At 36.1% G+C, this 12,680-nt stretch carries 10 protein-coding genes; 9 read left to right on the forward strand and 1 reads right to left on the reverse strand.

Going from position 1 to position 12,680, the window contains the following annotated elements; all coding sequences use genetic code 11:
• The first annotated feature begins 12 nt into the window (after positions 1-12).
• The 8 genes from L1967_RS15560 (at position 13) to L1967_RS15595 (ending at position 11,348) form a co-directional block, all read left to right on the forward strand.
• The gene (locus tag L1967_RS15560; protein WP_249602425.1) at positions 13-1,704 is read left to right on the forward strand and encodes an endo-1,4-beta-xylanase; all 1,692 of its coding nucleotides are present in this window, start codon (positions 13-15) and stop codon (positions 1,702-1,704) included.
• 250 nt (positions 1,705-1,954) lie between these two features.
• Positions 1,955-3,115: an endo-1,4-beta-xylanase gene (locus L1967_RS15565; protein ID WP_249602426.1), complete on the forward strand. Its 1,161-nt coding sequence runs from the start codon at positions 1,955-1,957 to the stop codon at positions 3,113-3,115.
• A gap of 293 nt (positions 3,116-3,408) precedes the next feature.
• A complete protein-coding gene (locus L1967_RS15570; RefSeq protein ID WP_249602427.1) occupies positions 3,409-7,479 on the forward strand; it encodes a hybrid sensor histidine kinase/response regulator transcription factor in 4,071 nt (1,356 codons plus the stop codon).
• A 62-nt stretch (positions 7,480-7,541) separates the two neighbouring features.
• Positions 7,542-8,327, forward strand: a complete 786-nt coding sequence (locus L1967_RS15575; RefSeq protein ID WP_249602428.1) for a M90 family metallopeptidase — start codon at positions 7,542-7,544, stop codon at positions 8,325-8,327.
• A gap of 143 nt (positions 8,328-8,470) precedes the next feature.
• The gene (locus tag L1967_RS15580; RefSeq protein WP_249602429.1) at positions 8,471-8,956 is read left to right on the forward strand and encodes a DUF6428 family protein; all 486 of its coding nucleotides are present in this window, start codon (positions 8,471-8,473) and stop codon (positions 8,954-8,956) included.
• A gap of 18 nt (positions 8,957-8,974) precedes the next feature.
• On the forward strand, positions 8,975-9,598 hold the full coding sequence (locus L1967_RS15585) for a low molecular weight phosphatase family protein (protein ID WP_249602430.1): 624 nt from the start codon (positions 8,975-8,977) through the stop codon (positions 9,596-9,598).
• Positions 9,599-10,651, forward strand: coding sequence for an ACR3 family arsenite efflux transporter (gene arsB, locus L1967_RS15590; RefSeq protein WP_249602431.1), 1,053 nt, complete (start codon positions 9,599-9,601; stop codon positions 10,649-10,651).
• Between the two features lie 91 nt (positions 10,652-10,742).
• Entirely contained in the window at positions 10,743-11,348 is a 606-nt protein-coding gene (locus L1967_RS15595; RefSeq protein WP_249602432.1) for a DUF4403 family protein, read from the forward strand.
• A gap of 43 nt (positions 11,349-11,391) precedes the next feature.
• On the opposite strand, the gene L1967_RS15600 is transcribed toward L1967_RS15595, so the two are convergent.
• Positions 11,392-12,111, reverse strand: a complete 720-nt coding sequence (locus L1967_RS15600; RefSeq protein ID WP_249602433.1) for an NUDIX hydrolase — start codon at positions 12,109-12,111, stop codon at positions 11,392-11,394.
• A 172-nt stretch (positions 12,112-12,283) separates the two neighbouring features.
• Here L1967_RS15600 and L1967_RS15605 point away from each other — a divergent pair, with 172 nt between their 5' ends.
• Entirely contained in the window at positions 12,284-12,640 is a 357-nt protein-coding gene (locus L1967_RS15605) for a hypothetical protein (protein WP_249602434.1), read from the forward strand.
• Positions 12,641-12,680: the final 40 nt, after the last annotated feature.

Genomic DNA, 12,680 nt, shown 5'->3' on the forward strand with positions numbered 1-12,680 from the left:
AAAAACCAAAAAATGATGACGAGAATAAGTACTGTAAAAGGATTTTTATGGATTTTGATATTGTTGGTGGTTGTAGGCTGCGCTGATATGGATTCCTTAGAGTTTGAGGTTGAAAAACCTTTGAGCATCAAAAAACAAGAAGAGTTAAACAGTTTTGAAGAACTAAAAACGTATACATCAGATCCCAATTTTAAACTGGGAGCCGGAGTTAGTATGGGCACTTATAATGCACAAGGTGCTATGTATGCCTTAACCAACGAAAATTTTCAGGAAGTCACTGCGGGTTATGGAATGAAGCATGGTGCCATCGTAAGTGATGATGGCGCGCTTAATCTCACTGCTGTTAACGAATTTGTTGAAAATACGACCGAACAGGGTATCACCATTTACGGGCATACCTTGATGTGGCATGCCAATCAAAATGCCTCTTTTTTGAAAAGTACCATTGCCTCTAAAGAAGTACCACTTCCGGGCGGTCCGGGCTGGATGCTTTTATTAGATCTGTCTTTTGAGAATGAGGATGCTACAGGTTATCAAACTAATGGGCCAAGTGCACCAATAGCATTTACAGCAGATGGAGAGGGCTATAATGAAGAAGGACGCGCTTTAAAAATTACAAATGCTGAGGTGCGACCTAACGATTGGGAATCACAATTATTTGTAACATTTCCTAAAGTAACAGAAGTAGGTCAAAAATATCGTCTAGAGATGGATGTGCGTAGCGAAGCACCCGCTTCTTTTTCTACTCAGGCGCATACTGCGCCGGGAGGTTATAAACATTGGAACTTTTTTGGCAGTATAAGCTCAACTCCAGAATGGAAGCATATAAGTGTAGAAACAACTATAGAGGATAATACTTCGGGTTGTAATACCATTGCATTTAATCTGGGTGCTACAGCGACCACCTATTATTTTGATAATGTAGAAGTAAGCTGGTATAACTCCAAAGGAGTGACCTATGAAGAACGAACACCGGAAGAAAAAAAGGATACGCTTAACTATCATCTTGACAAATGGATTGAAGGTATTATGACGGCTTCAAAATCGAATACCCACGCCTGGGATGTCGTGAATGAACCTATGGATGATGGTAATCCTTATGAACTTAAAACAGGAATTGACAAAACCGATCTCGCTGAAGATGAGTTTTACTGGCAGGATTATTTAGGTAAGGACTATGCGGTTACGGCCTTTAAATGGGCAGCAATGTATGGTAATCCCGATGATTTATTGTTTATAAACGATTATAATCTTGAATATAACCTGGATAAATGTAAAGGCATTATCGAGTATGTAAAATATATTGAAGAACAGGGAGCGCGTGTAGATGGAATAGGAACCCAGATGCACATCAATATAGATTCCGATAAAGCCAACATCACCGAAATGTTTCAGTTGCTTGCCGCTACCGGCAAAATGATAAAAGTTTCTGAATTGGATATAGGTGTAGGCGTAAAAACGACCGAGGCTGACGAGGAGTTGTATTTAGCTCAGGAAGAAATGTACAAGTTTGTAATGGATCAATATTTTACCATAATTCCTAAAGCCCAGCAATATGGTATAACCATTTGGAGTCCTAAAGACAGCCCGGCCTCTTCTTCCTGGAGGGCAGGCGAGCCCATAGGCTTATGGACAGAAGGATTTAGCCGTAAACCGGCCTACCGTGGCGTGGTAGAAGGATTAGGTGGAACAAGTGTAAATTAATTGTTTGTTTTAGATCATAGAGAGCCTGATGGCCATATTACATTGGGCTCTATTTTTTGGTTAATTCATACTCTTATGAACTTATATCAAATGAAATTATCTCAATAAAAAGCTTTTTGCTGATCGAAAGCTAAAAAATAAATGCAATGATATTGAAGCATCTGCACAGTCAACTTTAAGATTAAACCATCCCAAAACCAAAAATGAACTAGCGATAGTTTCGCCAAAATGTGTTTTTAAAATCGAATTAATGAAAAACCTATTTTATCTTTTTACAATCCTATTGTTTTTTTTAGGCTGTAAGCCTAATCGATCTGAATCTGATATCGCAATGTCTGATACAGTGACACTAGAAAATGAAAAACCACAAAATCTAAAAGATGCTCTAAAAGGAAAATTTTTAATGGGTACCGCTCTTAATACCCGCCAAATAGAAGGGTTTAATCCAGCGGAAATGGAGGTTGTAAAAACGCATTTTAATTCTATTGTTGCAGAAAACTGTATGAAAAGTGGGCGTCTGGTACCGCGAAGGGATAATTATAATTTTGAGACTGCCGATAAATTTGTACAATTTGGCGAAGACCACAATATGGTTATTCACGGGCATACCCTGGTGTGGCATTCCCAAACCCCTCGCTGGTTTTTTAAAGATGATGCCGGTAATGAGATCGATAGAGAAGAACTTACAAAACGTATTAAATCCCATATTAATACTGTAGTAGGTCGTTATAAGGGGCGCATAAAAACCTGGGATGTTGTAAACGAAGCAGTGTTGGATGATGGTTCTTTGCGTAAAAGCAAATTCTACAATTTACTGGGCGAAGATTTTATAAAAATAGCATTTGAAACAGCTCACGAGGCAGATCCTAATGCTGAACTGTATTACAACGATTATTCAACGTCTATTCCAGAAAAGCGCGAAGGAATCGTACGTATGATCAAAAAACTACAGGCACAGGGAGTACCTATTCATGGAGTTGGGATGCAGGGCCATGTAGGGATGGACTATCCTGAACTGGAAGAATTTGAAAAGACTATCGAAGCTTTTGCAGCTCTTGATTTGAAAGTAGCCGTTACCGAATTTGATATCACCGTGTTGCCTTCGCCATGGGAAAATCAGGGAGCAGAAATTTCAGCAAATTTTGAATATAAAGAAGAAATGAATCCCTATCCCGATAAACTTCCCGATTCGGTAAATGTTGCTTTTAACAAGCGATGTCTCGACTTTTTTAAGCTCTTTTTAAAGCATCAGGATAAATTGGATAAGATCACGATGTGGGGTGTTAATGATGGTAATTCCTGGAGAAATAACTGGCCTATAGGCGGGCGTACCGATTATCCATTATTATTTGATCGCCAAAACAAGCCAAAACCAATAGTGGGTAACCTTGTAGATTTAGCTACACAATAATTTCCTCGAGAGACAATTCGGGCTGTTTTTAGTAAATGAATTAAACGTTTAGAGAACATTTTTCATTTATCTAAAATAGTCCGGTTGTCTTTTTTATAAATAGCGCTTTATTTTTAATGGTGCTGTTTATTTTGATATTTTGATGAATACCATGTAGACTGTTTGTCAAATTGTTTATTTTAAATTAAAATATTGAAGTATAATTAAATTTCGTTAACTTGTAGTCGATGAAACTACAACTATAAGTTGTTTTTAATCTTTAAGGTCATTTTTTAGTTTCAAACTTTATCAAAATGAGGGTGTATGACAAACCCATTACTCAGGTATTTTCTTTTAGTAGAAAACTTTTTATTCTTTTAATAGTTTATTTAACCCCTTTTGTTGGACAAACACAGGTAAGTAAACTTTTTACAACAGATTCAGAGATTTCCAGTAGCCTTATTAATCAAATTTATCAGGATGATAAAGGGTATTTGTGGATAGCTACTGAAGATGGATTAAATAGATACGATGGGGCCAAGGTTACTATTTATAAGCAAAATGAAAACGATTCTACTTCGATTTTAAACAATTATGTGAAAAGCATATTTCAGGATAGAGCGGGTAAGCTTTATTTTGGCTTTTTTAACGGACTTCAGTATTACGATTATGCAACCGAAGAATTTCACTATATCCCAATTTATATTGGGAATCATTATTTATATCGATCGCACGTCACCTCATTTGTACAGCGAAAAAATGGGGATATTCTTTTAAGTACTTCTGGGCAGGGCATTCTTAAAATAGAAGAGACCGAAGAAGGGCTGGCGGCCATACAAATCCCCAACTTATTACCAGATCAATATTTCGAAAGGATCTTTGAAGATGCGAAAGGGGATTTATGGGTGCTAAATCAATCACATGGGTTATATAGAATTAACAATAATAATCAGATAACAACATATTTTAAAGACACCACTCTCGAAACCTCTTTATCTTCAATTGCTCAGGGAAAAAACGATGATCTTTATGTGGGAAGCTTAACTAAAGGGCTCTTTAAGTATAACCATACTCAGGATGAATTTATTCAGATAGAAAATTCACAAAAACTTCCTGTAAAATCACTGTTAATAAATGCAGAGGCTGAAGTAATGGTGGGAACCGATGGGAAAGGACTTTGGTTATACGATCCTGCGACAGATAAAATACAGGAAAACGATTTTAGTATTGCCAATTTTGATTTTACAAAAACTAAGATCCACTCCATAATTCAGGATGAAGCCAATAATTTTTGGTTGGGAATTTATCAAAAAGGCGCTTTACTGGTTCCCGATAAGGCCAATAACTTTGATTATATTGGTTACCAATCGGTTAAAAACAATATTATAGGCTCTAATAGTATCGCTTCTTTAATTAAGGACAATGAAGGTATTTTATGGGTTGGCACAGATGGGGATGGATTGTACGGGATTAATAAAGATAAAGAACAAACATACCATATTGAAACCAAAAGACAACAGGGGTCTGTTAGTGTAATGAGTTTGTTTGAGGACTCTAATGATCAGGTATGGGTAGGCACTTATCTTAAAGGTCTCGCAAAATTGAACCGAAAATCCAAGAAACTTGATTTTATAAATGATTTTAAAGATGAGCAGGGCAACAGGGTAGAGCGTATTTACAGCATTATTGAAGACGATCAGAAAAACCTCTGGATAGGCTCTTTAGGCTACGGTCTTTTTAAATATAATCTAGATAAAAAGGTCTTTGAAAACTATAACGTTTTAGGGGATCAGCCCTATGAGAGAATTCAAAATAGATGGATTAATTGCCTTTTATACTCTGATACGAAGAGACTTTATATAGGGACCTACGATGGACTTACGATTTTAGATGTCCAAAAAAGAAGTTTTAAAAATAAAGAAGGTAAAGATCATATTTTACGAAATAAAATCATTTATAATCTCTTTGAAGATGAAAAAGATGATTTGTGGATAGGTACCTCTGAAGGATTATATTTTAAACCTAAAAACGATACGATTACAAAAGTCTACCATACGACAGATGGTTTACCTAGCAACGTTATCTGCGCCATAGAACAAGATCTGGACAAGAATTTATGGATTAGTACTAACCATGGTATCGCAAAGCTCGAAAAAAATACGGAAGAATTTAAAAACTATTATTTTAGAGACGGACTTCAGGGGAATGAGTTTAATAAAAATGCTTCATTTTTTGACGAAGAAGGGAAATTATATTTCGGAAATACCAATGGGGTTACCTATTTTCAACCTTCACAAATAAAAGCATCGGGCAACGAGTTGGATTTAAGGATTACCGGATTTTACATTCAGGATCAACCTATAAAAAAGGGAATGAAGTCTGGTAAATATTCAATTATAGCTCAGCCGATCATTGAAGCAGATACTATAGAACTTAATTATCGCGATAACGATTTTAGTATCGAGTTTTCTTCTTTTACTTTTCGCCATCAGGAATGGATTACCTATGCCTACGCGTTAAATTCAGATAGCTGGATAAAGCTAAGACCCGGGATAAATACTGTTACTTTTAACAATTTAGAGCCGGGGACTTATACGTTTAAAGTAAAAGCGAAAGATATAGACGATTACTCTGGTGAAAAAAAACTAACTATTATTATTCATTCTCCCTGGTATCTCTCCAGTTGGGCAAAACTTGGCTATTTCTTATTGTTTCTTGGGTTTACTTACGTAAGCGTTCAGGTTATTAAGAATAGACAAAATACGAAGAAAAAGTTATTGGAGCATGAACATGCCGAGCAGATCAACGAAGCCAAATTGCAGTTTTTAACCAATATTTCGCATGATTTAAAAACACCAATTACCTTAATTATTAATCCTTTAAATCGATTGATAAAGACTGATGCTAGTGAAGATCGACAAAAGTTATATAAGGTGATGGAGCGAAATTCTGAAAGAATGATTCATCTTTTAAATCAGCTTATCAATGCCCGTAAATTCGATCAGGGTCAGATTATATTGAAATTCAGGAAAACCGAGATTATTAGTTTTCTTAAAAATATCGTCGCTTTATTTGAAGATCAGATAGAAAGCAGGCGTATCGACTTTGAAATTCTGCATAGTGAAGAAGAATTATACGCGTATATCGATCCACGGCATTTCGATAAAATTATTCAAAATCTGGTTGCCAATGCCATAAAGTTTAGTCCGCATGGAGGTAATATTCAGGTAAAAATTTCTACGAATGAGCAATGGAACCGTTTTGAAATTTCTATTAAGGACAATGGGATAGGTATAAAAGAAAAGGATATCAAAAATATTTTTAACCGATTTTATCGAATTTCAGGCGATAATCAAAGACAGTTTGAAGGTACGGGAATAGGCTTGCATCTCACAAAATCTATTGCAGAACTTCATCATGGTACGGTAAGCGCAAAAAATAATCTAGATCAGCCCGGTTGTACTTTTGTAATTACTGCCCCACTGGGAAAAGATCATTTAAATGAAGATGATATTGTTTCAGAATCACAATTAAGTGGGGAAAGCGCTTCCTATACAGAAAGTATATCTTACATTGGAACTGAAGAACCTATAGAAGACTCTACTTCTAAGAAAGAAATACATACGCTATTTATTGTCGATGATGATGCCGAGATTAGGAATTATATAGCTTCAGAATTAAAAAGTTCGTACAACGTAAAAACATTCTCCAGCGCGAAAACGGCTTTTCCAGAGGTGGCTAAAAATCCACCAGATTTAATAATCAGTGATGTTGTTATGCCCGAAATGGACGGTATCTCATTTACCAGAAAAATTAAAAAGAATATTTACATAAATCATGTTCCCGTTATTCTTTTAACCGGTAAAACCGATAAAGAAACCAATATCGAAGGTTTAGAGATTGGTGTAGATGCGTACATCAATAAGCCGTTTAATATTGAAATTCTACGAAAAACAGTTAGAAATCTAATTAAAAACAGGGCTTTACTTAAAAATACATATACAGGAAATCAATTACAGGAAGATAAGATTAAGAAAATAGAATTGAAATCTGGAGACCAGGCACTCTTAGAGAAATTTATGGAGGTTGTAAATAAAAATATAGGGAATTCAGATTTAAATGTCGAGATGCTGGCCGGGGAATTGGGGATTAGCCGTGTGCATTTATACCGAAAATTAAAGCAACTCACCAACCAGTCTGCCGGAGAATTAATTACAAATATCAGGCTTAAGCAGGCGGCAAATTTAATCATTTCAAGTACCACCAATATTTCTGAAGTTGCCTATGCTGTAGGTTTTACAAGCACTTCAAAATTTTCCACAAAGTTTAAAGATTTATATGGAATGACTCCCAGTAATTATCGCAAGAAACATTTACAGGTTTAGGAGGTCGTAAAGAATTTTTTTTCGATATTTTTAGCGGAATTTTTTTCGACTTTAAATAAACGATGAATAGACTTGTTGAAGGTATACTGATTTTAATAGTTATTGCCGGGGTGTTAATTTATAGGATCACCAGGAAGAAGAAAAAGAAAATCGATCCATTTCCGGCAAACTGGCACCAATTACTTTTAGATCATGTAAAGTTTTATGCCGAATTGAATGCGGCGGAGCAAAAGAGATTTCAACGTCGCATTATGCTATTTCTAAGTGAAGTTTACATCGAAAGTGTATCGTTTGAGTTAGAAGACCTAGATCGTATTTTGGTAGCTTCGAGTGCCGTTATCCCGGTTTTTGGCTTTGAAAAATGGTGTTATTCTAATTTAAGCACGGTGATTTTGTATCCAGATCACTTTAATAAAAATCTTGTTTTTGAAAATAGCGGTGAAGATAAAATCGTGATGGGACTTGTAGGTAGTGGCAGGTTTGAGCATCAAATGATCCTTTCCCGCCGAGCCCTGCACGAGGGTTTTGATAGGCATAACGATCGTTTAAATACCGGCATTCACGAATTTGTTCACCTAATAGATAAGGTAGACGGAGTAACAGATGGGATGCCCGAGCGATTGCTGAAACAGGCCTATATCATTCCGTGGCTTAAAATGGTACATAAAGAAATGGAAGCCATCAATGCAAACGAATCTGATATTCGGAGTTATGGAGGGACTAATGAAGCCGAATTTCTGGCGACTGCAAGTGAGTATTTCTTCGAAAATCCCCGGCTAATGCAGCGTAAGCACCCCGATTTATATAATATGCTACATGATTGCTTTTTCCCTAACGAAAAACAGTAAAAGCGTACAGAGAATCCCCAGATAAATCTCAGATTATTTATTAAATAGCATAATATGTTGTATCGTATTTTTTAGAATCAATTATATTATCGTAATATTGCAATGAAATTTAATCGTAATATTACGATGATAAATTAGTGATTATGAAATTGTCTGAAATAAAGCACATTTTAAAAGAAAAGGAAACTATAGTTTTTCAGTTGCCTGATGGTAGTTTAGTGCCATCTCATTTTCATGTTACTGAAATTGGTCGGGTAGAAAAGAAATTTATAGACTGTGGGGGTACAGTAAGAGATGAGTCTAAGGCTAGCTTTCAATTATGGGAGGCCGATGATTACGATCACCGTTTGCATCCAGAGAAATTACTCTCGATTATAGAACTTTCAGAAAAAGTTTTGCATTTAGATAAAGACGCCGAAATAGAGGTAGAGTACCAGGGAAGTACGATTGGAAAATATGATCTCGAATTTAATGAAGATCGTTTTTTACTGGTAAATAAATTTACCACCTGCCTTGCTATGGATCAATGCGGTATTTCAGAAAATCCCAAAGAGAAGACAAAAAAGAGTTTAAGAGCACTTAGTGCTACGGCAACTAACACCTGCGCTCCGGGATCTGGTTGTTGTTAATTAAAATAGGTGCAAAAAATGTACAATGCGATCCAAAAATTTATAGCGTCTTTAGATACTACTGCCATTAGTGAAGACCGAAAAAAGGCTTTAAATGTTTTTGTTTCTTTTCTAACTGAAAAACTACAAAAAAGAGAACCGATAAACCTTAATTTTATATGTACGCATAATTCCAGGAGAAGCCATTTTTCGCAGATATGGGCTCAAACCATATCCGAATTTTTAGGGATTAAAAGTATTAAATCGTATTCTGGCGGAACTGAAGCTACAGCGGTATATCCTTCCGTATTAAAAGCTTTTCAAAGTGTAGGTTTTGCTGTAGGGCAACTTTCAGAAAATGAAAATCCTGTTTCATTTTTAAAGTTTGCCGAAGATACTTTACCAATACTATGCTTTTCTAAACTTTATGATCACCCTTTTAATCCAAAGAAGAATTTCGTAGCGGTAATGACGTGCTCCCAGGCTAATGAAGCCTGTCCTTTTGTACCGGGAGCTGAAGCCCGAATCTCTTTTACGTTTGAAGACCCTAAAATAAGTGATGGTACACCACAGGAATTAGAAAAATATCAGGAGAAAAGCAAAGAAATCGCTACAGACCTTCTTTATGTATTCAGCAAAGCAAAAGAACTTTCAAATTACTAAATGATGAAAAAGAAACTGAGTTTTCTGGATAGTTATCTTACGCTCTGGATTTTTATTGCCATGGCAGTAGGGGTAGGCCTGGGGTATTATTTTCCTGCCGTACCCAAAGCTATCAACTCTTACAGTTCTGGCTCTACGAATATTCTTATCGCTGTAGGGCTTATTTTAATGATGTACCCACCTTTGGCCAAAGTAGATTATAAAATGCTTCCCAAGGTGTTTCAGAATGTGAAGATCTTAAGCATATCGGTGATTTTAAACTGGATCATAGGCCCTGTTTTAATGTTTTCCTTAGCGCTTTTATTTTTGGGAGATCATCCTGAATATATGACGGGTTTAATTTTAATTGGCTTGGCACGTTGTATCGCGATGGTTTTGGTATGGAACGATCTTGCCGGCGGAAGTAAAGAATATGGCGCGGGACTGGTAGCTTTAAACAGTATATTTCAGGTTTTTGGCTATTCTTTTTATGCCTGGTTATTTATAACAAAATTGCCGCCATATTTTGGTTACCAGGGGAGCATAGTCGATATTTCTATAGCCACTATTGCAGAGAGTGTGGCGATTTATCTGGGCATTCCGTTTTTAATGGGGATTGTAAGCAGGTTACTTTTGGTGAAGCTGAAAGGGGAAAAATGGTATTCAGAAAAATTTATCCCCAAAATATCCAAAATCACCTTAATCGCCTTGCTTTTTACCATTGTGGTGATGTTTAGTTTAAAAGGAAATTTAATTGTAGAGATACCTAAAGATGTGGTGCTTATTGCCATTCCTTTAATGGTGTATTTCGCTTTGATGTTTTTAATTGGATTTATAGCCAGTAGGTGGGCAGGTGCAAAATACGATGAAAACGCGGCAATTTCTTTTACTGCGGCGGGGAATAACTTCGAACTTGCCATAGCCGTCGCCATAGCGGTATTTGGATTAAATTCTGGGCAGGCGTTTGTGGGGATTGTGGGACCATTAATCGAAGTGCCGGCACTTATCCTTTTAGTAAGCGTCTCTTTTTGGCTACGGGAGAAATTTTATCGTAACTCAGCTATGCAATCCTAGCCGATATTAGAGGAATTTTGAATCAATTTTAACCTAATATTAGACTGGCGGTATTTTTTCTTTTATACCTTTAAAATAAAGCCTGAAAATTATGAATGAAGATTACCAAAAAGGATTGGTCCTTAATATACCTGTGAAATTGCCTTATGCCGTTTTAGAAAAGGTGATTGAAGAGAAATTACAGGAAGATGATGATGAGGAAAATGGAATAGCAGAGTATGCTGAGGTAAAATTTGCCTGGTTGGAGAAAAATCCTGAGGTTGATTATGATATTACACTGGGTTTGCGCTTAAAAGCCAAAACATTTTTATTTAAAAATAAAGAATTAGAGCTTAAGATTCATCTTAAGTTTCATTTCGATCCCGTAACCAATCAATTTTCGCTGGAAGATTATGAGGCTGTAGGGGAAAATCAGAATAAAATAATGAATAAGATTGTTCAGGTGATTCTAAATAAATTTCTTCAGAAGAAGGTATTGCAGAAATCGCGACAAAATCTTTCAGAAAAATTACAGCAGGAATTGACCAAAATCAATGCAAAACTTAAAGAAAATAATCAACCAACTGAAGGATTACTGGTGGATGCGCAGCTCGATCAGCTTAACATATCTCATTTTGAATTCGCGCCGCAAGAAGTTTATATTTACTTAAGTCTTACCGGTGAGGCCGCCATGGAAGTGACAAAAATACCGGAATAAAGGTTTCTTGAGAAACTAACTTTAAACGATCAAACTTTAAACTTTAAAACTCAAAAGTAAACCCTTTTTTGGTAAGTTTTTGATAAACTTCTTCGTCAAAACTGTAAAGTTTGGCCGCGCGATGGGAAACGTCTTTTTGCTTTTCCCCAATATCTACCAAAAGCTTCATTTTTAAAAATTTTCTTCGGAAGTTCGGTTTGTCCATTTTTACATCCAAAATCTCTTCGTATAGATGCATTAATTCAAGCAGGGTAAATTTTTCGGGAAGCAAATTGAAACCTATTGGAGCCTGGCGCACCCGGTTTCTAAGTTTTTCCTGTGCCGCTTCAAAAATCATTTTATGGTCATAAATAAGATCGGGTAATTCTTCTACTAAAAACCATTTCGCTTCAGAGGCGGTAAAACCGGCAGCAATCTCATAATCTTCACTTTTAACCAGCGCGTAATAGCCAATGGTAATTACACGGCTGGCGGGAAAACGATTGGGTTCACCAAAAGCCTGTAACTGTTCCAGGAAGATGTTATCCAGCCCTGTTAGATCCCTTAGTACTCGTTTGGCAGAGTCGTCTATAGATTCCTTTTCGGTAATCCATCCCCCGGGCAATCCCCATTTATCTTTACTAATCCCTTCCGCATGCTTTACCAAAAGAACTTCCATTTTCCCTTCATTAAACCCAAATACAACACAATCTATGGTAACTGCTTCAATAAAGTTTTCTTCCTGAATATATTTTTCGCCTTCTGCGATAAAGCCTTTGGACATCTTGTAAAAATTTGATGGTAAAAATAATAATTTCAATCAAAAGGGCACCTAAAAATAAGTCAATCCAACTTTTTAGGATTACCGTTGGTCGATAGAAGAGAATACCTCCATCGAAATCTCCGAATCTCGCTGCCTTTTGTGGCTAATTTTGGAGTATCAAAAACGATTAAAAATGAATGTGACAGTTAAAAATACAAACGGCAAATTGATCGATGTGACGATCGAGGTTTATAGCAAAGAGCAGTTTGTAAACTGTTGCGATGCTGAAAATATGCAAGAGATTTATGCCAAGGGCAAAGAACCAGAAAAAACACCTGGGGTTGTTTACCATCATAAAATCGTGAAAGCTTATATCGATAAAGATTCGAGAAAAACGGTAGGAGTTACGGTGGCAAATGCGCTTTGTATTTGCAGTAAATCGATTGAAAAATTTATACAAGACAACTATCTAAATAAACAGATTTTTTTTGTCGAATTAATGAGTCATACACCCTATGAATTGCAATATCATTATTTGATATCGCAATAACAAAGAGACACTTTTTTGCCCCTCAAAAAAGAGAGTTTAA

The sequence above is a fragment of the Zunongwangia pacifica genome, assembly GCF_023499215.1.
In the GTDB taxonomy this organism is placed as follows: Bacteria; Bacteroidota; Bacteroidia; order Flavobacteriales; family Flavobacteriaceae; genus Zunongwangia; species Zunongwangia pacifica.